The organism is Nocardioides phosphati, from assembly GCF_014646375.1.
GTDB lineage: Bacteria > Actinomycetota > Actinomycetes > Propionibacteriales > Nocardioidaceae > Nocardioides > Nocardioides phosphati.
On record NZ_BMNI01000002.1, the window covers coordinates 450,301 to 472,773 of the forward strand.

The 22,473-nt window shown below is 71.1% G+C and carries 24 protein-coding genes and 2 tRNA genes; 5 read left to right on the forward strand and 21 right to left on the reverse strand.

Features of this window, described 5'->3' with window-relative positions:
* Positions 1-86: 86 nt before the first annotated feature.
* Entirely contained in the window at positions 87-521 is a 435-nt protein-coding gene (locus IEX47_RS07115; protein ID WP_188783284.1) for an OsmC family peroxiredoxin, read from the reverse strand.
* Positions 522-579: 58 nt separating this feature from the next.
* Between IEX47_RS07115 and IEX47_RS07120 the strand changes: the two genes are divergently transcribed.
* Positions 580-963: a globin gene (locus IEX47_RS07120; RefSeq protein WP_188783285.1), complete on the forward strand. Its 384-nt coding sequence runs from the start codon at positions 580-582 to the stop codon at positions 961-963.
* Positions 964-978: 15 nt separating this feature from the next.
* Here IEX47_RS07120 and IEX47_RS07125 read toward each other — a convergent pair whose 3' ends face one another.
* Entirely contained in the window at positions 979-1,842 is an 864-nt protein-coding gene (locus IEX47_RS07125; RefSeq protein WP_188783286.1) for an acyl-CoA thioesterase, read from the reverse strand.
* Positions 1,843-1,929: 87 nt separating this feature from the next.
* On the opposite strand from IEX47_RS07125, the gene IEX47_RS07130 reads away from it, so the two are divergent.
* The gene (locus tag IEX47_RS07130) at positions 1,930-3,141 is read left to right on the forward strand and encodes an acetyl-CoA C-acetyltransferase (RefSeq protein WP_188783287.1); all 1,212 of its coding nucleotides are present in this window, start codon (positions 1,930-1,932) and stop codon (positions 3,139-3,141) included.
* Between the two features lie 88 nt (positions 3,142-3,229).
* Here the strand turns inward: IEX47_RS07130 and IEX47_RS07135 are convergent, their stop codons facing one another.
* From IEX47_RS07135 to IEX47_RS07190, 12 genes are all read right to left on the reverse strand, one after another.
* Positions 3,230-3,637, reverse strand: coding sequence for a hypothetical protein (locus tag IEX47_RS07135; protein ID WP_188783288.1), 408 nt, complete (start codon positions 3,635-3,637; stop codon positions 3,230-3,232).
* A gap of 75 nt (positions 3,638-3,712) precedes the next feature.
* Positions 3,713-5,395: an energy-dependent translational throttle protein EttA gene (gene ettA, locus IEX47_RS07140; protein WP_188783289.1), complete on the reverse strand. Its 1,683-nt coding sequence runs from the start codon at positions 5,393-5,395 to the stop codon at positions 3,713-3,715.
* Between the two features lie 85 nt (positions 5,396-5,480).
* A complete protein-coding gene (locus IEX47_RS07145) occupies positions 5,481-6,020 on the reverse strand; it encodes a single-stranded DNA-binding protein (protein WP_188783290.1) in 540 nt (179 codons plus the stop codon).
* Between the two features lie 142 nt (positions 6,021-6,162).
* Entirely contained in the window at positions 6,163-7,071 is a 909-nt protein-coding gene (locus tag IEX47_RS07150; RefSeq protein ID WP_188783291.1) for an ABC transporter substrate-binding protein, read from the reverse strand.
* A 32-nt stretch (positions 7,072-7,103) separates the two neighbouring features.
* Entirely contained in the window at positions 7,104-7,760 is a 657-nt protein-coding gene (locus IEX47_RS07155) for an ABC transporter permease (protein ID WP_188783292.1), read from the reverse strand.
* Entirely contained in the window at positions 7,757-8,404 is a 648-nt protein-coding gene (locus tag IEX47_RS07160; protein ID WP_188783293.1) for an ABC transporter permease, read from the reverse strand. Before IEX47_RS07160 ends, IEX47_RS07155 begins: the two co-directional genes overlap by 4 nt.
* Entirely contained in the window at positions 8,401-9,216 is an 816-nt protein-coding gene (locus IEX47_RS07165; protein WP_188783294.1) for an ABC transporter ATP-binding protein, read from the reverse strand. Before IEX47_RS07165 ends, IEX47_RS07160 begins: the two co-directional genes overlap by 4 nt.
* A 49-nt stretch (positions 9,217-9,265) precedes the next feature.
* A complete protein-coding gene (locus IEX47_RS07170; protein WP_188783295.1) occupies positions 9,266-9,697 on the reverse strand; it encodes a rhodanese-like domain-containing protein in 432 nt (143 codons plus the stop codon).
* Entirely contained in the window at positions 9,694-10,230 is a 537-nt protein-coding gene (locus tag IEX47_RS07175) for a cysteine dioxygenase (protein ID WP_188783296.1), read from the reverse strand. The genes IEX47_RS07170 and IEX47_RS07175 overlap by 4 nt, the downstream gene beginning before the upstream one ends.
* 57 nt (positions 10,231-10,287) lie before the next feature.
* Positions 10,288-11,949, reverse strand: coding sequence for a YfjP family GTPase (locus IEX47_RS07180; protein ID WP_188783297.1), 1,662 nt, complete (start codon positions 11,947-11,949; stop codon positions 10,288-10,290).
* Positions 11,949-13,676, reverse strand: a complete 1,728-nt coding sequence (locus IEX47_RS07185) for a GTPase family protein (protein WP_229662695.1) — start codon at positions 13,674-13,676, stop codon at positions 11,949-11,951. Before IEX47_RS07185 ends, IEX47_RS07180 begins: the two co-directional genes overlap by 1 nt.
* Positions 13,669-14,895, reverse strand: coding sequence for a PrsW family intramembrane metalloprotease (locus IEX47_RS07190; RefSeq protein WP_188783298.1), 1,227 nt, complete (start codon positions 14,893-14,895; stop codon positions 13,669-13,671). The genes IEX47_RS07185 and IEX47_RS07190 overlap by 8 nt, the downstream gene beginning before the upstream one ends.
* A gap of 49 nt (positions 14,896-14,944) precedes the next feature.
* Between IEX47_RS07190 and IEX47_RS07195 the strand changes: the two genes are divergently transcribed.
* The gene (locus tag IEX47_RS07195) at positions 14,945-16,399 is read left to right on the forward strand and encodes an aminopeptidase P family protein (protein ID WP_229662696.1); all 1,455 of its coding nucleotides are present in this window, start codon (positions 14,945-14,947) and stop codon (positions 16,397-16,399) included.
* A 64-nt stretch (positions 16,400-16,463) separates the two neighbouring features.
* On the opposite strand, the gene IEX47_RS07200 is transcribed toward IEX47_RS07195, so the two are convergent.
* Both IEX47_RS07200 and orn read right to left on the reverse strand, forming a co-directional pair.
* Positions 16,464-16,539 (reverse strand) — tRNA-His (locus IEX47_RS07200).
* Between the two features lie 35 nt (positions 16,540-16,574).
* Positions 16,575-17,231, reverse strand: a complete 657-nt coding sequence (gene orn / locus IEX47_RS07205; protein WP_268238956.1) for an oligoribonuclease — start codon at positions 17,229-17,231, stop codon at positions 16,575-16,577.
* Positions 17,232-17,316: 85 nt separating this feature from the next.
* On the opposite strand from orn, the gene IEX47_RS07210 reads away from it, so the two are divergent.
* Both IEX47_RS07210 and IEX47_RS07215 read left to right on the forward strand, forming a co-directional pair.
* Positions 17,317-17,793 carry a MauE/DoxX family redox-associated membrane protein gene (locus IEX47_RS07210; protein ID WP_188783301.1) on the forward strand — a complete coding sequence of 159 codons (477 nt, stop codon included), beginning with the start codon at positions 17,317-17,319 and terminating at the stop codon, positions 17,791-17,793.
* The gene (locus IEX47_RS07215) at positions 17,793-18,521 is read left to right on the forward strand and encodes a DsbA family protein (RefSeq protein WP_188783302.1); all 729 of its coding nucleotides are present in this window, start codon (positions 17,793-17,795) and stop codon (positions 18,519-18,521) included. The genes IEX47_RS07210 and IEX47_RS07215 overlap by 1 nt, the downstream gene beginning before the upstream one ends.
* 9 nt (positions 18,522-18,530) lie before the next feature.
* Here the strand turns inward: IEX47_RS07215 and IEX47_RS07220 are convergent.
* The 5 genes from IEX47_RS07220 to IEX47_RS07240 form a co-directional block, all read right to left on the reverse strand.
* A tRNA-Arg gene (locus IEX47_RS07220) sits at positions 18,531-18,604 on the reverse strand.
* 42 nt (positions 18,605-18,646) lie between these two features.
* Complete coding sequence (locus IEX47_RS07225; protein WP_188783303.1) at positions 18,647-19,231, reverse strand: hypothetical protein; 585 nt, start codon at positions 19,229-19,231, stop codon at positions 18,647-18,649.
* Positions 19,232-19,382: 151 nt separating this feature from the next.
* A complete protein-coding gene (locus IEX47_RS07230) occupies positions 19,383-20,333 on the reverse strand; it encodes a pirin family protein (RefSeq protein WP_188783304.1) in 951 nt (316 codons plus the stop codon).
* A gap of 90 nt (positions 20,334-20,423) precedes the next feature.
* Positions 20,424-20,759, reverse strand: coding sequence for a hypothetical protein (locus IEX47_RS07235; protein ID WP_188783305.1), 336 nt, complete (start codon positions 20,757-20,759; stop codon positions 20,424-20,426).
* A 763-nt stretch (positions 20,760-21,522) separates the two neighbouring features.
* On the reverse strand, positions 21,523-22,359 hold the full coding sequence (locus IEX47_RS07240; RefSeq protein ID WP_188783306.1) for a hypothetical protein: 837 nt from the start codon (positions 22,357-22,359) through the stop codon (positions 21,523-21,525).
* Positions 22,360-22,473 lie beyond the last annotated feature (114 nt).

A 22,473-nucleotide genomic window follows, 5' to 3' on the forward strand; every position in this document is an offset into this window, starting at 1 on the left:
GCCGACCGCCGCCGAGGCGGCACATCCGGAGTGACGAGAGGGCACATGTGGCGCGCCACATGTGCCCTCTCGGCGTACGTCGGGGGTCAGGCGGTGGCGAGCGAGGCCTTCAGGGTGATGCTCGGGACCGAGGCGAGCGCCTGGGAGACCGGGCAGTTGGCCTTGGCGTCCTCGGCGAGCGCGACGAACGCGGCCTCGTCCAGACCGTCGACGGTGCCGACGACCGTCAGGCGGATCTCGGTGATGCCGGTGCCGGGGACGAAGTCGACCTCGGCGGAGGTGTCGAGCGCGGACGGCGGGGTCCCGTTCTTCGCCAGGCCGTTGGAGAACGCCATCGAGAAGCAGGCGGTGTGCGCGGCGGCGATGAGCTCCTCCGGGCTGGTCAGACCGTTGGGCTCCTCGGAGCGCGAGGGCCAGGAGACACCGAAGGTGCCGATGCCGGACGACTGGAACGTCGTCGAGCCGGAGCCGTCGAGCAGGCCGCCCTCCCAGTGGGTGGCGGCGGTGCGGGTGGTGGCCATGGGGGTTTCTCCTCGTGAGTCGAGTGCGGGTCTCCCCCACTCTTCCACGCTTGGCACAATGGCTGCCGTGAGCACCTTCTACGACGAGATCGGCGGCCTGGACACGATGCGACGCATCGTCGACCGCTTCTACGAGGGTGTCGCCGAGGACCCGCTCCTGCGCCCGATGTACCCCGAGGAGGACCTCGGCCCGGCGAAGGAGCGCTTCACGCTCTTCCTCAGCCAGTACTGGGGCGGCCCCGGCACCTACTCCGAGCAGCGGGGCCACCCGCGCCTGCGGATGCGGCACGCGCCGTTCGCCGTCGACAAGGCCGCGGCCGAGCGCTGGCTCGTTCACTTCCGCGCCGCCCTCGACGAGGCCGGCCTCACCCCCGAGCAGGACCAGCAGTTCTGGGACTACGTCACCCACGCGGCGCAGTTCATGATCAACACCGAGGGCTGATCGAGCCGGGCGGCGTCAGGGCAGCTGGGCGATCAGCATCTGCCGCAGCGCCTCGGGCGCCGGAGCAGCCTTCTGCGTGACGGCGTCGAAGGTCACCAGCACGACGCGCGCCCGCGAGTACGTCACCTTGTCCGCGTCGTAGAGCTCGCTCTCGATCACGAAGCTCGACCCGCCGACCTTCGAGACCCACGACCGCACGTCGTACGGCGTGGTGCTGAAGCGCATCGGCTGCTCGTAGGCGACGTCCATCTGTGCGATGACCATCGGCGTCTTGCGGAAGTCGATCGCGGTCGAGCCCTCGATCCTGCCCAGGTAGCAGATCCGCGCCTCCTGGAAGAACTCGAAGTGCTGCACCTCGTCGATGACACCGAACGCGTCGAGGTCCGAGAAGCGCACGCGCAGGCGGTAGTCGCCCTTCTCCACGTCGCGCGGCTCGGTGAAGGCCGCCGGCTCGCCGATCGGGTCCTCGCCCGCGAACCGCCCGAGCACCTCGAGCTCCGGCGCGGTCAACTGGCGGCGGCGCTCCTCGTCGAAGGCGTACGGCGCCAGCGTGCTCCGCGCGCGCAGGTAGACGACCCGCTCGCCCTCGTGGTCGTCGTACACCTCGTGGCCGAGGACGAACGCGTCCGTGTCGGCGGCGACGACCCAGGTGTCGATCTTGACCGGCTTGAGCCGGAACCGGAGCGGCGCGGCGTACTGCACCGAGTGGTGGAGCACCTGCGCGCCCTCGGCGAGCGCCAGCAGGCGGTCGCCCGGCGCGTGGGCCAGGAGCATCTCGATGCGGGCCTCCTGGAGGTAGTCCAGGTAGGTCACGTTGTTGACGTGGCCGAGCAGGTCCATGTCCGCCCAGCGCAGCTGGCACTCATAGGTGTGTCGCACGGGCGCGATGCTGCCAGATCGGGCCCGTTACCCTGAACGGCGGCCCCGGCATCGGGCCGACTCCCCCACTTCCTCGAAGGAGGCCTCATGCCTGAGGCAGTCATCGTTTCCGCCGCGCGTACGCCGATCGGTCGCGCGTTCAAGGGCTCGCTGAAGGACATGCGTCCTGACGACCTGGCCGCGTTCGCGATCAAGGCCGCGCTGGACAAGGTCCCCGCGCTCGATCCCACACTCATCGACGACCTCCACCTCGGGTGCGGCCTCCCGGGTGGCGAGGCCGGCTGGAACATGGCGAAGGTGGTCAACACGATCCTCGGCCTCGACACGGTCCCGGGCACCACGATCACCCGCTACTGCGCCTCGTCAGTGCAGACCACTCGCATGGCCCTGCACGCGATCAAGGCCGGCGAGGCGGACATCATCGTGTCGGCCGGCGTCGAGGCCGTGTCCCGCTTCGGAGCGGGCACCACCGACACCGAGGCGACCCGCAACCCCCTCTTCAACGACGCCATCGAGCGCACCGTGGCGACCTCGATCTCCAACGAGAAGTGGCACGACCCGCGCGAGGACGGCCTCCTGCCCGACGCGTACATCTCCATGGGCCAGACCGCGGAGAACGTCGCCACGCTGCGCGGCCTGCGTCGCGAGGAGCTCGACGCCTTCGCCACCCGCTCGCAGAACCTCGCCGAGCAGCAGATCGCCGCCGGCTTCTGGGCCCGCGAGATCACCCCGATCACGCTGCCCGACGGCACCGTCGTCTCCGCCGACGACGGTCCGCGTGCGGGCGTCACCTACGACGCCATGGCCTCGCTGAAGCCCGTCTTCCGCGAGAACGGCGTCAACACGGCCGGCAACTCGTGTCCGCTCAACGACGGCGCCGCCGCTGTCGTGATCATGTCCGACACCAAGGCCGCCGAGCTGGGCCTGAAGCCGCTGGCCCGCGTCGTCTCGACCGGCGTCTCCGGCCTCTCGCCCGAGATCATGGGCCTGGGCCCGGTCGAGGCGTCCCGCAACGCCCTCCGGATCGCTGGCATGTCGGTCGGCGACATCGACCTCTGGGAGATCAACGAGGCGTTCGCGGCGCAGGTCGTGCCGTCGTACCAGGACCTCGGGATCGACGTCGACCGCCTCAACGTCAACGGTGGCGCGATCGCCGTCGGCCACCCGTTCGGCATGACGGGTGCCCGCCTGCAGAACACCCTGCTCAACTCCCTCGAGTGGCACGACAAGTCCACCGGCGTCATCACCATGTGCGTCGGCGGCGGCCAGGGCATGGCGATGATCCTCGAGCGTCTCTGACGCTCTCGCACCACAACGGCGAAGCGCCCGGTCCCTCGCGGGGCCGGGCGCTTCTGCGTGCTGCGTGCTGCGTGCTGCGTGCGGACGGTCAGGCGTCGGCGAGGACCGTCGGCCAGGTCAGGGTGCCGAAGAGCACGCTCAGCCACTGGCCCCCGCCGAGGTCGTAGCCCCGGCCGGAAATCCAGGACCCCGGGCCGAACGGCGCGTCCTCGGTCTGCGTGACCTCCGCCGTACGACCGGAGAGGTCGAGGTCGTGCTCGGTGGAGGCGAGGCGGGCGACCAGGGCGTCGACCTCCTCGGCCGTCGGAGGCGCGGCGCTGAAGGCGAAGTCCTGCGTGCCCTCGAGGCGGTTGACCACCACCACCTGGTGCAGGTGCGTGCGGTACCACTTCGTCAGCGCCTCGACGTCAGGCTTCTCGTCGAGGACCCGGAGCGTCACGAGCGTGAACTGGTCTCCCGGCGGCGTGAGTCGGTTGAGGACGAGGTCGTTGGCCATGGCCCCAGTATCCCGAACGACATGCAGAATCGCCCGTCGACGCGAGGTCGACGGGCGATTCCGCTGCGGCTGCGATCAGTCGCGGGTGAGCTTGCGGTGCGTCACGCGGTGCGGGCGAGCCGCCTCGACGCCGAGGCGCTCGATCTTGTTCTCCTCGTAGGAGGCGAAGTTGCCCTCGAACCAGAACCAGTGGCCCTCGTTGTCCTCGTCGCCCTCCCAGGCGAGGATGTGGGTGGCGATGCGGTCGAGGAACCAGCGGTCGTGGGACGTGACCACGGCGCAGCCCGGGAAGTCGAGCAGCGCGTCCTCGAGCGACGAGAGCGTCTCGACGTCGAGGTCGTTGGTCGGCTCGTCGAGGAGCAGCACGTTGCCGCCCTGCTTCAGGGTCAGGGCCAGGTTGAGGCGGTTGCGCTCACCACCGGAGAGCACGCCGGCCTTCTTCTGCTGGTCGGGGCCCTTGAAGCCGAACGACGCGACGTAGGCACGCGAGTTCATCTCGAAGTTGGCGACCTTGATGTGGTCGAGGCCGTCGGAGACGACCTCCCACACGTTCTTGTTGGGGTCGATGCCGCCACGGCTCTGGTCGACGTACGAGATCTTGACGGTCGTGCCGACCTTGAGGACGCCGGCGTCCGGCTCCTCATTGCCCGTGATCATCCGGAACAGGGTCGTCTTGCCGACGCCGTTGGGACCGACGACACCGACGATGCCGGCGCGCGGCAGCGTGAACGAGATGTCGTTCCACAGCGTGCGGCCCTCGAAGCCCTTCACCAGGTGGTCGGCCTCGAGGACGATGTCACCGAGGCGCGGGCCCGGCGGGATGTTGATGTCGGCGGTGTCGATCTTGCGGGCCTTGTCAGCCTCGGCCGCGAGCTCCTCGTAGCGGGCCAGACGCGACTTCGACTTGGTCTGGCGGGCCTTCGCGTTGGAGCGGACCCACTCCAGCTCCTTCTCGAGCATCTTGGCGCGCTTGGCGTCCTTCTGCCCCTCGACCTTGAGACGCTCCTTCTTGGTCTCGAGGTACGTCGAGTAGTTGCCCTCGTAGCCGTGGATCTGGCCACGGTCGACCTCGGCGATCCACTCGGCGACGTTGTCGAGGAAGTAGCGGTCGTGGGTGACCGCGAGGACAGCGCCCTTGTAGCTCTTGAGGTGGCCCTCGAGCCACTGGACCGACTCGGCGTCGAGGTGGTTGGTGGGCTCGTCGAGGAGGAGCAGGTCAGGCTCCTGCAGGAGCAGCTTGCAGAGCGCGACGCGGCGGCGCTCACCACCGGAGAGGTTGTCGACGAGCGCGTCGGCGGGCGGGCAGCGCAGCGCGTCCATCGCCTGCTCGAGCTTGGAGTCGACGTCCCAGGCGTTGATGTTGTCGAGATAGGTCTGGAGCTCACCCGTCTCGGCCATCAGTGCGTCCATGTCGGCGTCGGGGTCGCCCATCTCGCCGTAGGCCTCGTCGAGGCGCGCCATCTTGCCCTTGATCTCGGAGACGGCCTCCTCGACGTTCTCCAGGACGGTCTTGCCCTCGGTGAGCGGCGGCTCCTGCTGGAGCATGCCGACGGTCGCGTCGGGGTCGAAGACGATGTCGCCGTTGTTGGGGTGGTCGAGACCCGCCATCAGCTTCAGCAGCGACGACTTGCCCATGCCGTTGGGACCGACGACGCCGATCTTGGCGCCGTGGAGGAACGACAGGGTGACGCCGTCGAGGACGACCTTGTCGCCGTGGGCCTTGCGGACGTTGCGCAGGGAAAGGATGTACTCGGCCATGGGACGAGAGCCTAGTCGCCTCGCACAGGTCGAAATACCACGCCCCCGCGCCTCGGACCGCGGGGCAGGCCCACGGCGGGGCCGCTCAGAAGGGCGCCAGCGCGGGCTCCTCGGCGACCTCGGGAGAGGGCGTCTCCTCGAGCCCGCTGACGTCCACCGGGGGCTGGTCGAACCGGCCGTGGCTCGAGACCTGGGGCATCGGCACGCTCCACTCGTCGTTCTGCTGGGCGAGCTCCCGGTCCTCGGCCGTCGGCTGGGCGGCCGGACGCCTGTCGGGGATGAAGGCGGAGCTCCCGCGGGAGAGGTCGTGGCCGACCGAGACCGCGTCGAGCGAGAGCGTCGTGCGCACGTTGCCTGCGTCGTCGGACCAGGTCTGCGTGCGGAGCCGGCCGTGGACGACCACCGGCTCGCCGACCCGGAGCGACTCCGCGCAGTGCTCGCCCAGGGCGCGCCAGGCGTTGACGGTGTACCAGTTCGTCTCGCGGTCGGACCAGGTGTTGTCACGCGAGCTGAAGACCCGCGGCGTCGACCCGACCCGGAAGCCCGCCACGCAGGTCTCCCCCACCGACCGCAGCTCGGGCCGCGTGCCGACGAAGCCCACCACGGTCACCATCGTCTCGTTCATGTCCCCTCCAAAGGGATCGCGCGCGGACCCGGTGCCCACGCTCCTCGGACCCGACGATGCCGCCCGTCCGCAGCACGCGAGCGGCCCCGGACAGCCCCTGTGGAAGGGGCCGGCCGGGGCCGCGCGGTGGAGGGAAAGCGGGTCAGGCCAGGTCGTTGGCCTTCAGCCAGGCCTTGGCCACGTCGGCGGGCGACGGGTGGGAGTCGCCGGCGAGGTCGGCGTTCAGCTTCAGCAGCTGCTCCGTCGTGAGCTTGGCGGAGACCGCGTCGAGCACCTCCTTGACCTTCGCGCTCGCCACCTCGTCGCGGATCAGCGGCACGACGTTCTGCGCGGCGATGAGGTGCTTCGGGTCCTCGAGGGTCACCAGCTTGTTGGCCGTGATCGCCGGGGTCGTCGAGTAGATGTCCGCCACGTCGACGCGGCCGGAGGTCAGCGCCTTCACCGTCGCGGGACCGCCACCGTCGGAGATCCCGGTGAACGCGACGTCCTTGACGCCGTAGACCTTCGCCAGGCCCGGAAGGCCGTAGGCGCGGGTCTTGAATTCCGGGTTGGCGGCGAGCTTGAGCCCGTCAACGTTCGCGAGGTCCGCGATCGAGGCCACGTGGTGCTTGGCCGCGAACGCCGCCGTGACGTTGAGCGAGTCCTTGTCCTCGGCGGCCGACGGGGTAAGCACCGAGAGCCCCTTCGGCAGCGCCGCGGTCAGCGCAGCGTTGACGTCGTCGGGCGCCGACGCGGTCGCCTTCGGGTCCAGGAAGAGGAGCAGGTTGCCGGTGTAGTCCGGCACCAGGTCGATCGAGCCGTCCTTGATCGCCCCGACGTACGCCTCGCGGGCGCCGATGTCGAGGTGGGTCTTCGCGGAGACGCCCTTCGCCTCCAGGGCCTGGGCGTAGATCTCCGCGAGGATCTCGCTCTCGCCGAAGGCAGCGGAGCCGACGACGATGGTGTCGCCGCCGCCACCCGACGGAGCCGCGGTGGGGTCTCCGCCGCAGCCGGCCAGGCCCAGGGCGAGGGCGGCGACGGCGGTGCCGCTCACCAGTCGGTTCAGCAACATGTGGTTCCTCTTCTCGTCGGTGGTGCGGAAACTCAGGAGCGTGCAGCCGATCGTTGCGCAAGGGCGAACCCCGCGTCGAGGACCAACGCCAGCACGACGACGACCAGCGAGCCCGCGAGGGTCATCGGGTAGTCGCGGATCTGCACGCCCTCGATCAGGTAGGTGCCGAGCCCACCCAGCCCGATGTACGCCGCCACGGTGGCCGTCGAGACCACCTGCAGGACGGCGGAGCGGAAGCCTCCGACGATGAGCGGCAGGGCGAGCGGGATCTCCACCCGCGTCAGCACCTGCCACTCGGTGAAGCCGAGTCCACGCGCCGCGTCGATCGTGTGGCGGTCCACGGACTCCAGCCCCGCGTAGGCACCGGCGAGCAGCGGCGGCACGGAGAGGACGACCAGCGCGAGGATCGGCCCCGTCAGGCCGATGCCGACCCAGAGCACGACCAGCGTCAGCAGGCCCAGCGTCGGCAGCGCGCGCAGCGAGCCGGTGAGCGCGACAGCGAGCCCCCGCAGCCGACCGGTGTGGCCGATCCAGAGGCCGAGCGGGAGGGCGATGGCGGCCGCGATCACCACGGTCAGCACCGTGTAGCCGAGGTGCTCGAGGAGCCGGGCGGGCACCCCGTCGGTCCCGCTCCAGTGTGCGGAGTCGGTGAGCCACTGTCCGGCTCCGACGAAGACGTTGTCGCTCATGCGGCCGACCGTTCCGTGCGCGCCCACGGCAGCAGGAGCCGGCCGAGGAGGACCCAGAGCCCGTCGAGCAGCAGCGCGAGCAGCACGACCGCGACCAGCCCGGTCACGATCTCGAAGGTGTAGTTGCGCTGGAACCCCTCGGTGAAGAGCGAGCCGAGGTTGCTGACGCCGATCAACGCACCCACGGTCACCAGGCTCACGGTGCTCACCGACACCACCCGCACACCGGCCAGCAGCACCGGCCCGGCCAGCGGCAGCTCCACCCGGAGCGCACGCTGCCAGGTCGAGTGGCCGGTCGCGTCAGCGGCGTCCACTACTTCGCGCGGCAGCTGCGCGAAGGCGTCGGCGGCCGTGCGCAGCAGCAAGGCCACGGCGTACAGGGAGAGGACGACGACGACGTTGAGCGGGTCGAGGATGCTCGTGCCGAGGATGACCGGGATGATCGTGAGCAGCGGCAGCGACGGCAGCGTGTAGAGGATGCTGCCCGAGCCGAGGAGCACCCCTCCCAGCCGCGGGTGGCGCTGAGCCCACCACCCGACGGGCACGGCGACGAGCAGGCCCAGCACGACCGGCAGCACGCTCAGCCACAGGTGGGTCAGCGCGAGGTCGCCGATGCGACCGAGGTTGGCGTCGAGCCAGCTCACGCCGGCCCCAGTACGCCGGCCGGCCGGCCGTCGCCGTCGACGACGATCCGGGCGCCCGCTCGCTCCTCGACGTGGAGGGTGCGGCGGGCCTTGTCGAGACCGACGAAGGTGCGAACGAAGTCGTCAGCGGGATCGGCGAGGATCTCCGCCGGCGTGCCGACCTGGGCCACCTCTCCCCCACGGCGCAGGATCACGACCTGGTCGCCGAGCAGGAACGCCTCGTCGATGTCGTGGGTGACGAAGACGATCGTCTTGTCGAGCTCGCGCTGGAGCCGCAGGAGCTCCTGCTGCAGGTCGTCGCGGACGATGGGGTCGACGGCGCCGAAGGGCTCGTCCATGAGCAGGATGTTGGGGTCGGCGACGAGGCCGCGGGCCACGCCGACGCGCTGCTGCTGGCCACCGGAGAGCTGGCGCGGGTAGCGCCGGGCCAGGGCAGGGTCGAGGCCCACCGTCTCCAGGGCCGCGAGCGCACGCGAGGTCGCCTCGGAGCGACCGACGCCCGCGAGGCGGAGCGGCACTGCCACGTTGTCGACCACGCGCCGGTGCGGCAGGAGCCCGGCGTGCTGCATGACGTAGCCGATCGAGCGGCGGAGCTCGACGGGGTTGCGGGTGGCGACGTCGACGTCGTCGATGAGCACCTGCCCGCTGCTCGGCTCGACCAGGCGGTTGACCATGCGCAGCAGGGTGGTCTTGCCGCAGCCGGAGGAGCCGACGAAGACGGTGGTCGTGCGCGACGGCAGGACGAGGCTGAAGTCCCGCACGGCGGTGGTGCCGTCAGCGAACGTCTTGCTGACGGAGCGGAACTCGATCATCGGACTCGCCGACTTCCGGGGAGCGCAGCGAGGCGGATGGTGGGGCGATTCACGCGGCTCCTCGGGTGGCGTCGTGGACCAGGTGCTCCACCGGTGTACCACCGGCGACGACCGGGAGCCCGGCGGCGCGCCATGCGTGGAGGCCACCGACGAGGTCCGTCGCGTCCACGCCGATCGAGACCAGCGACGCCGCAGCCAGTGACGAGGTGTATCCCTCGGTGCAGACGACGACCCACCGCTGGCCCTCGACCGCCTGCGGCAGCCGGGCGTCGGACCCCGGGTGGAGGCGCCACTCGAGGTGGTTGCGCTCGACAACGAGGGAGCCCGGGATCTCCCCGTCGGCGACCCGCTGCCACTGCGGCCGGATGTCGACGAGCAGCGCGCCGGCGGCGACGGCCTCCTGCGCCTCGGGCACGGAGAGCCGCCACAACCCCGCGCGTGCGTGCGCGAGCAGGGCGTCGACCGAGTCGAAGGCGCTCATGACGCCTCCCGCGCGGGGGCCGGCGCCTCGGGGTCATCGGTCCAGGCCGACGCCCGGCGGACCAGTCGGCCGGCTTCCACGTCGTAGTAGTGCATCCGCGACAGCGGCGGCGAGTAGGCGTGCACGCTCACCGCGACCTCCTCGGCCAGGTTGCGCACGTCGTGGACGTAGTGGCCGCCGAAGACGGACGTCTCGCCCGCCTCGCGCACGAGGTCGGTCAGCTGGCCCGGGCGGCGGCTGCGTGCCCCCTCGTCGGCCGGCGCGATGCCGCCGCTCCACGCCGTCTCGGTGAGCCTGCCCTGGACGACGGTGAAGGCGCCGGCCGAGCCGCCGTGGTCGTGCAGCTCCGTGCCCTGGTCGGCGGTCCAGCTGATCAGCCAGACGTCGACCTGGTCGTCGCAGTGCACCCGCGCGTGCCACCGGTGGTCGGTGTCGGCGTGGATCTCGTGCTCGCCGCTGCGGACCTGGTCCGCGACGCGGCGGGTCCAGGCAGCGAGCTCCTCGAGGGTCAGCGAAGGCGCGGTCGGGTGCATGGCCCGACCTTAACAGTAGTAACTCGCTTGACTTAACTTGGTAACGAGTGACGTGCCCTACTTCAGGACGGTCTGCAACCGCTCCCGCACCGTGGCGTACGCCGCCAGCTCGGCGTTGAGCGGCGAGAGGACGAGGTCCTGGGCGACGTCGTGGATGCCCTCGCGCAGCCGGCGGTCGGCCGAGCGGGCGCGCGAGCGCGCGGACGCCCCGACGAGCACGCGGCAGAGCAGCGCCAGCAGGATGCCCCCGATCACTCCCCCGAGGAGCAGGACCGTCGGCAGGGCGACCGGCCCGACCTCGGGCGACGGCACGTCGAACCGCAGGTAGCCCGCCAGCGCGAGGCCGGCCAGCCAGAGGCCGCCGACGAGCGCTGAGGCGATCAGCAGCCACTGCAGCAGGCGCACGACCGAGGCCCACCACGGAAGGCGGTCCACCCCGAGCGGGGTGCTCGCGAGCGTGTGGTCGAGGCGGTTGTTGAGGTCGTCGAGGTGAGCGGTGGCCGCCGAGCGGATCGACTGCTGCCACGGCTTGGCCAGGCCCGCCGAGACCTCGTCACACGCCGCGCGGACGGCACTGTCGACCCGGGCGCGCTGCACCGGCGTCGGCTCCGGCACCGAGGTGCGCGCGGACTTGACCAGCGCGCGGCCGTCCTGGCCGAGGTCGAGGTGGAGTCGCTTGAGCGGGTCGGGCTTCAGCTTCGTGACCCACGAGACGACGGGCCACCCGGTGGCCCGGGCGGCGCGCATCCGCGCGGAGGCCTCGACGGCGTCGACCACGACCGGGACCCCCGCCGCGTCAGCCAGCGCGTCGTCGAGCTCCGCGGCGACGTCGCCGCCGAGCGCCTTCGGGACCGCGTTGCCGGAGACGGCCGCGACCTTCTCGCCGGTCGCCTTGACGTCGGCCTCGAGGCGCCTGCGGGTCGCCTTCTTCGAGGCGACACGCTTGGCGATCTCCTTGCGGAGCTTCTCCATGTTGTCGCCGTTGCGCGCGCTCACCGCGAAGACCGGGACGTCCTTGAGGCCGTCGGCGGCGAGCAGGCGGCGTACGTCGGAGAGCATCTGCTCACGACGCTCCTCGGGGACGGTGTCGATGTGGTTGAGCACCACGATCATCACGCCCGCGTGGGAGGCCATCGGCTTGAGGTAGCGGTTGTGGATCGCGGCGTCGGCGTACTTCTGCGGGTCGAGGACCCAGACGAGCACGTCGGCCAGTTGCACGAGCCGGTCTGCCTCGAGGTGGTGCGAGACGTCGGTCGAGTCGTGGTCGGGCAGGTCGAGCAGCACGACGCCGTCGAACGCGTCGTCCTCGCGGTTGGTGTCGAGCATCGAGTCGCGCGTGACGTGGTGACGCGGCGGGATGCCGAGCCAGGTCAGCAGCTCGCTCGCGTCGGCGCCCTCACCGCCACCCCACACGCAGGCGGTCGCCCACGACGTGGTGGGACGGCGTACGCCGACGGCGGAGAGCTCGAGGCCGGTCAGCGCGTTGAACGTCGAGGACTTGCCCGAGCCGGTCGCGCCGGCGAGGCCGACGACGGTGTGGTGGGCCGAGAGGCGGAGCCGCTCCGAGACGCGGTCGGCTACCTCGTGCGCCTCGTCGAGGAGCGCGTCGTCGAGGCGACCACGGCCCACCTCGACCACGGCCTCGAGCGCCTCGGCGCGGCGTCCGACGTCGGAGCCGGACGAGACCAGCTTCTTGACACCTTCGAGCACGGGGGACATCACTCGCTTCCAGAAGAGAGGGACGACTGAGCGGCGAACCGCAGGTCGTCGACACGGCGCGCGGCAGCGCGCAGCAACTCGGGGCTGCGGGGGTCGACGCCGAGGTCGTCGAGGACATGGGTGAAGCGGGCCCGCTCGGCGGCGAAGAGCTCCTCGACGCGGCGCTCGAGGTCCTCGCGGGCGCGCTCGGCGAGGCGGCGCACGGCCTGGTCGCCGAACACGGCTTCGAGGAGCTTCTGGCCGAGCACCGCACTCCCGCCGGCGATGCCGACCTCGGCACCCGACAGGCCCGCGGTGGCGGAGAACGTGACGACCATCAGCGCGACGGCGAGGCCGTTGACGCCATAGGCGAGGTAGCGGGCGGTGGTGCGCTTGTCGGCGCCCTCGCCACGGACCATCTCGAGGACGCCGTGCTGCCAGTCGCGCACCAGCGTCTCCGCCGCACGGCGGAACTCGCGCGATGCGCGGTCGAGGTCGCGGTCCTGGCCCTCGAGGAGCTTGCGACCGGCCGCGGTGGAGGCCCAGTAGCCGGCGGCCTGCTCGGCGGCGTTCTCGGCGTGCTCGAGGAGGAGCTTCTCCAGGCCCGACTCGACCGCGTGCGTCACGCGCTCGACCTGCGCCGGCTTGCCCTTGACCGCGTTGACGAGGCGGTCACGCAGCGCGCCCACCTTCGTCTCGAGCGACTTGAGCAGCTCGCCGGTGCCGACGAACTCCTGCCAGCGGGCGAGGACCTCGCCGCGCAGCAGCGTGCCGTCGGCGGTGGCGGTGTGGATCGCGGCCAGCGCGCGGTCGTAGGCGCGGTCGGAGTCGTCGCGGAGCTGGCGCACGGCCTTGCCCTGCTCCTCGACCACCGAGGCGATCTGGAACGTCTTGGCGCTGAGCACGCGGATCGCGCCCTCGAGCGTCTGCTTCACGACCGCGCCCCGGGCGTCGGCGTCATCGGCGAGGGCGTCGAGCCAGCCACGGATGTCGGCGACGTACGACGCGGGCAGGAGGCCGTCGTCGTCAGGCGTGCCCTCGCGGACGATGAAGAGCGGGGAGTCCTTGAGGCCGCGCGCGGCCAGCATGCGCGCGAGGTGGGTCGCGACCGTCTCGACCGCGTCGTCGGCCGTGCGGTCGAGCACGACGGCGACCGACGTCGACCGCTCGGCGGCCTTCTTGAGGTAGTCCCACGGGACCTGGTCGGCGTACCGCGCGGCGCTCGTGACGAAGAGCCACAGGTCGCCGGCCGCGAGGAGCTGCGCGGCGAGGATCCGGTTGGCCTCCTCGACCGAGTCGACGTCGGGGGCGTCGAGGATCGCCAGGCCGGCCGGCACCTTGTCGGTGGCGACGAGCTGGAGCGTCGAGGTGTCGCCGGTCGAGCGGTCACTGCGGACGAGGTCCGGCAGGATCCGGTCCTGGCCGAACCACTCGGCGTCGGCCGGGTTGTGCACGAGGACGGGCGAGCGGGTCGTCGGCCGCAGCAGGCCGGGCTCGGTCACCCGGTCGCCGACGAGCGAGTTGACGAGGGTCGACTTGCCGGCGCCGGTCGAGCCGCCGACGACGGTCAGCAGCGGACCGTCGATCGCGGTCAGGCGCGGGATGACGTAGTCCTCGAGCTGGTCGATCATCGCCAGCCGGTTGGCGCGCTCGGCCTCGGCGTCGGGCAGGTCGAGCGGCAGGACGGCGCCCTGCAGCGCCCCGCGGAGGCGCACCAGTGCGGTGAGCATCTTCGTGGAGTCACTCATGCCGGTTGGTCTCCTGGTGCAGGGCGGTGGGAAGGGTGGTGCGGGCGGTGTCGGCCGGGCCGACGGAGCCGACGGAGCCGACGAGCGGCGCTGGCGCCCCGGGCGGGAGGACCACCGCGGGCCCGAGTTGCTGCAGCAGCTCCACGAACGCCTGGCCCCGGGACCCGAAGTCGCGCGGCGCAGTCCCACGGAGGAACCGGTGGTGAAGGTACCCGAGTTCGATCGCCGCCTGCTGGTAGTCCCGCACCGCACGGGCAGCGCCGACTCCCCCGACGAGGTGTGCATGGCGGCGCGCGGCACGGCGCTGGCGCAGGTCCACGACGTACGGGATGACGGCGGCGGGCAGGTAGCCGCGCCGGGCGGCGTCCTGGAGGGCGCTGGTGAGCACCAGCGCCTCACGTCCGCGGATCCACAGCGCGAAGCCCACCGCGAGCAGGAACGCCGGCAGCATGACGATCACGTAGGCCGCGATGAACCCGCCGCCACCGCCCAGCGTCGCCGAGGTGTTCCACGCGGCGTGGCAGAGGACCGCCAGGACGTAGCCGAGGACCGGCCAGCCCAGGCGGCCGGCGAGGCCGCGGCTCTGGATCGCCAGGCCGATGCCGATGCCGGTCATGCCGGTGAAGAAGGGGTGGGCGAAGGGGCTGGCCAGGCAGCGGATCACGAACGTGGTGGTCAGCCCGACCATGCCGCCGGGGGCGCCGTCGGAGCCGTTCCACGCCGTGGCCAGGTAGAGGACGTTCTCCGTGAAGGCGAAGCCGACGCCGACCATGCCCGCGTAGACGAGGCCGTCGAGGACGCCGTCGAGCTCGTGGCGGCGCCAGACGAGGAGCAGCACGAGGAACAGGCCCTTGGCGAGCTCCTCCGTCAGCGGCGCCACGATGACCGCGCCGGCCTGCTCCGACAGCGACAGGATGATCGTGCCGGCCTCCTGCGCCACCAGCGCGAGGAACGTCGCCACGAAGGCGCCCCAGGCGAGGCCCAGCGCCAGCAGCGTCTTGGGCTCGGGCTCGTAGCGGTCGAGCCAGAGGTACGCCGCCACGACCGGCCCGACGGGCACGAGCGCGAAGCAGGCGGCGACGAGCACGATCGGACCCCCGCCCGCGAAGAGGATGACCAGGCCGGTCGGGATCGCGGCCAGCGCAGCGATCACGGCGACCACGACGGTGAACAGCACCGTGTCGCGCGTGGCGCGAGGCTGCGGCACCGTCACTGACATGGGGCGAAGCCTATCGGCACGCGTGCCAGCCGCCCGTATCGTGGGGAGCGTGACCGAGCCCCAGAACCCCGCCTCAGCAGCAGCACCGGAAACTTCCGCTCCCCAGCCGGAGGCCCCGCGCACCGAGTCGCACGACCCCGCGGTGCCCCCGGCGTACGCCGCGTTCATGCGGAAGGGGTGGGGCGAGCGCGAGCTCGACCTGCCGCAGCACCCGGTGGCTGCGCTCGCGGGCGACCGCCGCAAGCGGCTGGCCGAGGCGTTCCCGGGCGAGCGGCTCGTGGTGCCTGCCGGCGGCTACAAGGTCCGCTCCAACGACACCGACTACCGCTTCCGCCCCGACACCGCCCACACGTGGCTGTCGGGCAACCAGACCTCCGACGCGGTGCTCGTCGTCGAGCCCGACGGGTCGTCGGTGCTCTTCGCCCGGCCGCGCTCCTCGCGCGAGACCGACGAGTTCTTCCGCGACCGGCAGTACGGCGAGCTGTGGGCCGGCCGCCGCCCCTCGCTCCACGAGATGGGCTCCTCGCTCGGGGTCGAGGTGCGCCACCTGTCGGAGCTGGAGGGCGCGCTCGGGGGGACGACGGCGACCCGTGTCCTGCGCGGCGTCGACCCGCGCGTCGACACCACCGTCGCGCCCGGCACCGGTGACGACGAGCTGGCCCAGGTGCTGTCGGAGATGCGGCTGGTCAAGGACGCCTGGGAGGTCGGCGAGCTCCAGCAGGCGTGCGACATCACCGCGCTGGGCTTCAGCGACTCCGTCCGCGAGTGGGACCGCGTGCTCGAGTTCGGCGAGCGCTGGATCGAGGGCACCTTCTTCCGCCGCGCCCGCGCGATGGGCAACGACCTCGGCTACGACTCGATCGTCGGCGGCGGCGCCCACGCCACGACCCTGCACTGGATCGACAACACCGGCCCGATCGTCCCCGGCGAGCTGGTCCTGCTCGACATGGGCGTCGAGGGCCGCAACCTCTACACCGCCGACGTCACGCGCACCCTGCCGGTCTCCGGCCGGTTCACTCCCCTGCAGCGCGACCTCTACACACTGGTCTTCAACGCCCAGCAGGCCGGCATCGACGCCGTGAAGCCCGGCGCGCGCTTCCTCGCCGCCCACGAGGCCGCGATGCAGGTCCTCGCCGAGGGGCTCGACGGGCTCGGCCTGCTGCCGGTCTCCGTCGAGGAGGCACTCGACCCGGAGTCGAAGGTCTACGCACGCTGGACCCTGCACGGCACGTCGCACATGCTCGGCATGGACGTCCACGACTGCGGGCGGGCCTCCACCGACGTCTACCCGCGCGGCGAGCTCGAGGAGGGCATGGTCCTCACCGTCGAGCCGGGCCTCTACTTCCAGTCCGACGACCTGCTCGTCCCCGAGGAGCTGCGCGGCATCGGCATCCGCATCGAGGACGACATCGTCGTCACCGCCGACGGCTCGCTCAACCTCTCCGACAGCCTCCCCCGCACGGCGGACGACGTCGAGGACTGGATGGCGCAGCTGCTGCCCTGAGCGCACCGGCGTACGTCGGAAGTGCGAGAGGCCCCCGGGTGATCCCGGGGGCCTCTCGTTCACATGGGGTGAGTAACGGGACTTGAACCCGCGACAACCGGCACCACAAGCCGGGGCTCTACCAGCTGAGCTATACCCACCATGGTCCTCGGTCGTGCCGAGGCCGAGCAGAACTCTACTGGGTCAGGGCCGCGTCGTCCGAATCGACACCGGAATCCGGACGACCGAGGCCCGTGATGGCGCCGCCGTGGCGCTCGGCGATCGCCTTGGCGGACGCGCTGTCCGGCCCGGGCGACGTCACGAAGACAGCCTCGCGGTAGTAGCGCAGCTCCTCGATCGACTCCTGGATGTCGGCCAGCGCACGGTGGTTGCCGCGCTTCTCCGGCGACTGGTACCAGGCCTTCGGGAACCAGTGGCGCGACAGCTCCTTGATCGAGGAGACGTCGACGATCCGGTAGTGGAGGAACGACTCGAGCAGCGGCATGTCGCGCGCGATGAAGGCACGGTCGGTGCCGACGGTGTTGCCGGCGAGCGGCGGCCGGCTTCCCTCGGGGCAGTGCTCCTTGATGTAGGCGAGCACCTGCTCCTCGGCCTCCGCGAGGGTGACGCCACGGTCGAGCTCCTCGAGCAGGCCCGACTTCACGTGCATGTCGCGCACGAAGTCGTTCATCTGCTCGAGCGCAGCCGGCTCGGGCTTCACGATGATGTCGACGCCGTCGCCCAGGACGTTGAGGTCGAAGTCCGTCACCAGTGCGGCGATCTCGATGAGCGCGTCGGCTCCGAGGTCGAGTCCGGTCATCTCGCAGTCGATCCACACCAGCTTGTCGTTCACATTGCTGACCCTACCCGTCGCACGCCGCGCCGCCGGCGCCGCGGATTTCAGGGAGTCCTCAGCCCGCGGGCCTAGCCTCGGGGCCATGGCCAGCTGGATCGGGCTCTTCGCCCGCCTCGTCGTCGGCACCGTCTGGGTGGTCGCCGGCGCCCTCAAGCTGCCCGACCCGGCAGCGAGCGTGCGCGCGGTCCGCGCCTACGCCCTGCTGCCCGAGGCGGTCGTCCCCACCGTCGGTCACCTGCTGCCCGTGGTCGAGATCGTGCTCGGCGCCTGCCTCGTCCTCGGCGTGCTGACCCGCGGCGCTGCCGCGCTCTCGACCCTGCTCCTGCTGGCGTTCGTCGTCGGCATCGCGGCCGCCTGGGCCCGCGGCATCCAGATCGAGTGCGGCTGCTTCGGCGGCGGCGGGGCTGACGCCAACGCCGCCTCGGCGTACCCGTGGGACATCGCGCGCGACCTCGCCCTCGCCGCCGCCTCCGCCTGGCTCGTCGTGCGCCGCCACACGCGGCTCGTCCTCGACTCCCTGCTCTTCCCACCCGCACCGACCCCGGAAGGTCGCACCTGATGGACAACCTGACTCCCGCCGAGCGGGTCGCACACCTCCGCCTCGACGAGCGCGCCACCCGCCGACGCCGCAACCTCTTCGTGGCGTGCGCGGTCGCGGGCGTGCTCGCGCTGGTGATCGCGATCGGGCTGGTCATCCAGTCGCACCGCGACACCACCGGGCAGGCGGTGCAGAAGACTCCGCACGGCGCGACCTCCGACCACGGCGTGCTCGTGGGCAAGAAGGACGCCCCGCACACGGTCGTCGTCTACGAGGACTTCCAGTGCCCGATCTGCAACGAGTTCGAGCAGGCCACGTCCGCGAAGGTCCAGGCCGGGATCAAGGCCGGAAAGATCAACGTGGAGTACCGCATGGTCTCGTTCCTCGACCGCGCCTCGAAGAACGAGTACTCCTCACGCGCCGCCAACGCCGCAGCCGCCGTGCTCGACCTGGCCGGCCCGGAGGCCTTCCTGAAGTTCCACACCACGCTCTTCGAGCACCAGCCCGCGGAGGGCACCGCCGGCCCGACGAACGCCACGCTCATCGACGACGCCGTCAAGGCGGGCGCCGACCGCGGCAAGGTCGCTCCGCTCATCAACGGCGGCGCGTACGACGAGTGGGTCGCCGCCGCGACCGACGCGATGTCGCGCAACGGCGTCAACGGCACGCCGACGGCGTTCATCGACGGCAAGGCGGCCGGTGACAACCCGGCGGCCATGGCCGCCGCGGTGCTGAAGCTCGTCGACTGAGCCACGGAGCGCCCCCGGCAGGATTCGAACCTGCGACCGTCGGATTAGAAGGCCGGTGCTCTATCCAGCTGAGCTACGGAGGCTTGTGCGCGCCAGTATGTCAGCGCCACGGAGCCGAACGCGCGTCAGTGCGCATTGAGGAAGCCGACGACCGTGGCACCCCACCAGCCGAGCTGGGAGACGGTGGCGCACATGCCACCGAGCGCCATCCAGCGAAGGTCCGCTCCCCCGCGCCCGAGGGCACGGTGCAGACCGAGGGCCACGACGCCGTTGAGGCCGATGACGAGGACCAGCACGAGCTTCACGATGGTGACCGGACTGGTCAGGTCCGGCTCGAGCAGCAGGCCCGAGAGGACCAGGCCGGCGTAGCCGGCCCAGACGGGCACGGCCGCGTTGTCGGCGGCGCGCAGCATCTCGTGGAACGTGCGCCGGCCGAGGATGAAGAGGGCAGCCACCCAGTCGACGGTGAGCACCGCGCCGAAGCCGACGAGCAGCGAGGCGAGGTGGACGAAGAGCGCCACCTCGTGCACGACCGGCAGCGGATGCGTCACCGAGCAGACCCACACGACCACCGGCGCGGCTGCGAGGATGACCGACCCGACGAGTGCCAGCGGCGCCCACGACGGGACACGGCGACGACCAACCGCCCCGACGTCTTCGAGGTCGTGGCCCGCGACCGGCACCGGTCGCTCGACGAGCAGGTCCGTCATCTTGCCTGGCCTCCACGCGACTCTTAGGGGATCCTTACTTAGGATGGGCTTACCTAAGCAGAGACCACCGCCGTCCGGCAAGGTGACGAATACGACAAGAGCCCCACGCCCGTGACGGGCGTGGGGCTCTGCTTCTGCTCGATTCCGGGGCTCAGCCGGCAGGAATGTGGCCGAAGCGGCCCTTCTGGAAGTCCTCGTACGCCTGCATAACCTCGGCCTTCGTGTTCATCACGAACGGACCGGCCCAGGCGACCTGCTCCCGGATCGGCTCGCCGCCGAGGATGATCACGTCGAGCCGCGGCGTACGCGACTCCTGGCGCTGGTCGGCCTGCACGGTGAGGAAGTCGCCGGCGCCGAGGACGGCGGTCTGGCCGGCGCGCAAGGGCTGGCCGTCGACGCCGACCGTGCCCTGACCATTGAGGACGTAGACGAGCGCGTTGTAGTCGACGCTCCACGGGAGCTCGAGCTTCGCGCCGGGCTCGAGGGACGCGTGGACCATCGTCATCGGCGAATGGGTCGCTCCCGGCCCCGCGTTGCCGCCGACCTGGCCGGCGATCACGCGGACGAGGACGCCAGCGTCGGGCGTGCTCAGCAGCTTGACCTCGCCGGCGCGGATGTCCTGATACTTCGGCTGCATGAGCTTGTCGGTCTTCGGCAGGTTCACCCAGAGCTGGACTCCGTGGAAGAGGCCGCCCGACTGGACCAGCCACTCGGGCGGGGTCTCGATGTGGAGGATGCCGGCGCCGGCCGTCATCCACTGGGTGTCGCCGTTGGTGATCGTGCCGCCACCGCCGTGGTTGTCACGGTGCTCGAAGACGCCGTCGATCATGTAGGTGACGGTCTCGAAGCCGCGGTGCGGGTGCCACGGGGTGCCCTTGGGCTCCCCCGGTGCGTAGTCCACCTCGCCCATCTGGTCCATCATCAGGAAGGGGTCGAGGTGGCGGTGGTCGATGCCGGCGAAGGCACGACGGACCGGGAAGCCCTCCCCCTCGTAGCCGGTGGGCGCGGTCGTGACCTGCAGGACGCCACGGGGCTGGTCACCCAGCCCGGGCGCCGCGATGCGGTCCAGGACGGTCAGGTCGTCAACGGTCACAGCGGGCATCGGGGGCTCCTCGGGGTTCGGCGGGATTCGCCTGTCTCAACAGTAGTTGATACATCATCTATTCCGCAAGGGCTCCCGTGCGCCGCGGTGCTACTCGGCGCGGTGCTTGACGTCCGGGTCGAGCTCGTGGGCCTTCTGCAGGCGGTCGGTGTACGACGCGCGCTGCGCCTCGACGTCCTGGCGCCGCTCCTGCGCGATCGCCTCGAGCCGATCGGCCTCGGCACGGACCCGCTCGGCCTCCGCCTCGACCGTGCGCGCCTCGGCGTCACGGCGTTCGACGGCGACCTTCTGGCGGCCGGCCGTGTCACGCAGCTCCGCGGCCTGCTGCCGGTCGTGCTCCTGCTTCTTCTTCATGCCGGCGACGACCACGGCGATGACGACGGCCGCCACCACGACGGCGATCACGATCCAGATCCAGGTGTCCATCACTCTCTCCTCCGGTTGGGTCAGGAAGGGAGGTACCCAGAGCGCCGCGGCGTACGACGCCGGGTGCGACATGGCGGCGCGGCGGGGCCGGGTCGACTCAGGTGCACGTGCGCCTGAACGGACCCCGGAGCGCAGGCCGCGAGGTCGAACTTCGTGCCCGTGCACCTGAGTGCTCCGGCCGCCCGGACGTCGGGCCCCGCCGTGTCGACGATGGTGCGCGCCCGGCCGTACGGCCTGGGGAAATGAGCGAGGGCCTGACCGCATTTCTGCTGGTCAGGCCCTCGTTTTGTACGCCATCAGGGACTCGAACCCCGAACCCGCTGAGTGCAATCCGGCCTCGATCCGGCCCCCTCCTGAGCGTGAAAAACGCACTGATGGACCAGCCCGAACCCAGGTTGTCGCGGTTGATTGTGACCACTTATGTGACCACCTGAAGGAGCGTCGGGAACGGCGCGGAGGGTGAGGCTTCGGGGCGGCCCCGGAGGCCGTGCACGTCGTCTCCACCGTGGGTGATTCGAGCGGACCGTGACCGCTGGGGCGTAGCGGTCTGAGCTGGCGCCTGGTCTCCGTCGTCACCAGCCCTGAGGGGTGGGGTGCGCGGAGGGACCGGGCGCCAGCCCGCATGCCCGGAGCGCGGGGCCCCGCCCCGCGGCGCGCCGCAGGCGCGCCCTTGACCACGTGAAGCACTTCTTAACCGCATCGAGATTGCGTAGCCGTCCTCACCGCTAAGAAGTGCACGGATCTGCCGATATCCGATCATGCGTCAGGGCAGCGGGCAGCCGGCACCTGTGAGGAGCGCCGTGACGTCTTGGTCGCTGAATTGCTGTGCTGCATCGTCGAGGCGCGGAGTCAGCGCGGTGCCTTGGGTTGTGCCCTGGAAGACACCATGTGACGCTGCGATCAGGTAGTCGGTCGCCTTGGCGATCGTGGCCGCGTCGCCGTCGACGCTGGCCGAATAGATCGTGATCCCCAGCGACTCGAAGACATCGGTGTCGCCGGTTCCGGACTTGCCGAGCCACTGCAGTGAGTACCGCATGGGTCCGCTCGCACCCTTGGGCGGTGTGGGTGTCGGGTCTTGGTTGAGCCAGACACCGGCGACGTCCGCCTCGGAGGTCGGAGTGCTTGCAAACGCGTCGAGGCGATAGTGGCCGTCCCGCGTCGCCATGGTCACGTTCACGCCTTGACGACGGGCACGCGCCACCGCAGCCTGCGCTGCATCAAAGGTCACTCGATCGACTCCCTCGCCGGTGAACACGACCACTGGAGTGCAAGGCGGCCCCCAAGGAGCGCCGACGGCGAGCGGCCGACCGTTCTGGGTGATGGCGCTGTGGTACCCCGGCATGACGTCGGGCCGAGGATCGTCCTGGAGCAGGGCAGTGCCAGCGGCAGCTCCACTGACGGCGGCGCCCCAGAGCGCGACCATGAAGACGCCCAGTCCCCCGAGTAGCCGACCGGTCCCCGATTCGAGGCGACCAGTCACGCGTGGCTTCGACTTCAACAGAGCCAGCAGCACGATGAGAAGGATCGTCGCTGGAATCGCGATGCCAACCCATAGGGCGACTTCGCGGACCGTCATGTCCGCCCGCGCAACGCTCTTCATGCCGAGGCCGAACGCTGGAAGCAGCAAGGCAAGGTCAAGTCCCTAGGCGTGGTGTACGAAACGAATCCTCCGTCGGGCGTGTCGCTAGGCGCTGATGGCGACCTCCTCGGTGAT

Coding starts and splice junctions, on each gene's coding strand:
- IEX47_RS07115 (WP_188783284.1), bottom strand. CDS start 521: ATGGCCACCACCCGCACCGCCGCCACCCACTGGGAGGGCGGCCTGCTC.
- IEX47_RS07120 (WP_188783285.1), top strand. CDS start 580: ATGGCTGCCGTGAGCACCTTCTACGACGAGATCGGCGGCCTGGACACG.
- IEX47_RS07130 (WP_188783287.1), top strand. CDS start 1,930: ATGCCTGAGGCAGTCATCGTTTCCGCCGCGCGTACGCCGATCGGTCGC.
- IEX47_RS07135 (WP_188783288.1), bottom strand. CDS start 3,637: ATGGCCAACGACCTCGTCCTCAACCGACTCACGCCGCCGGGAGACCAG.
- ettA (WP_188783289.1), bottom strand. CDS start 5,395: ATGGCCGAGTACATCCTTTCCCTGCGCAACGTCCGCAAGGCCCACGGC.
- IEX47_RS07145 (WP_188783290.1), bottom strand. CDS start 6,020: ATGAACGAGACGATGGTGACCGTGGTGGGCTTCGTCGGCACGCGGCCC.
- IEX47_RS07150 (WP_188783291.1), bottom strand. CDS start 7,071: ATGTTGCTGAACCGACTGGTGAGCGGCACCGCCGTCGCCGCCCTCGCC.
- IEX47_RS07155 (WP_188783292.1), bottom strand. CDS start 7,760: ATGAGCGACAACGTCTTCGTCGGAGCCGGACAGTGGCTCACCGACTCC.
- IEX47_RS07165 (WP_188783294.1), bottom strand. CDS start 9,216: ATGATCGAGTTCCGCTCCGTCAGCAAGACGTTCGCTGACGGCACCACC.
- IEX47_RS07170 (WP_188783295.1), bottom strand. CDS start 9,697: ATGAGCGCCTTCGACTCGGTCGACGCCCTGCTCGCGCACGCACGCGCG.
- IEX47_RS07175 (WP_188783296.1), bottom strand. CDS start 10,230: ATGCACCCGACCGCGCCTTCGCTGACCCTCGAGGAGCTCGCTGCCTGG.
- IEX47_RS07180 (WP_188783297.1), bottom strand. CDS start 11,949: ATGTCCCCCGTGCTCGAAGGTGTCAAGAAGCTGGTCTCGTCCGGCTCC.
- IEX47_RS07185 (WP_229662695.1), bottom strand. CDS start 13,676: ATGAGTGACTCCACGAAGATGCTCACCGCACTGGTGCGCCTCCGCGGG.
- IEX47_RS07190 (WP_188783298.1), bottom strand. CDS start 14,895: ATGTCAGTGACGGTGCCGCAGCCTCGCGCCACGCGCGACACGGTGCTG.
- IEX47_RS07210 (WP_188783301.1), top strand. CDS start 17,317: ATGGCCAGCTGGATCGGGCTCTTCGCCCGCCTCGTCGTCGGCACCGTC.
- IEX47_RS07215 (WP_188783302.1), top strand. CDS start 17,793: ATGGACAACCTGACTCCCGCCGAGCGGGTCGCACACCTCCGCCTCGAC.
- IEX47_RS07225 (WP_188783303.1), bottom strand. CDS start 19,231: ATGACGGACCTGCTCGTCGAGCGACCGGTGCCGGTCGCGGGCCACGAC.
- IEX47_RS07230 (WP_188783304.1), bottom strand. CDS start 20,333: ATGCCCGCTGTGACCGTTGACGACCTGACCGTCCTGGACCGCATCGCG.
- IEX47_RS07235 (WP_188783305.1), bottom strand. CDS start 20,759: ATGGACACCTGGATCTGGATCGTGATCGCCGTCGTGGTGGCGGCCGTC.
- IEX47_RS07240 (WP_188783306.1), bottom strand. CDS start 22,359: ATGAAGAGCGTTGCGCGGGCGGACATGACGGTCCGCGAAGTCGCCCTA.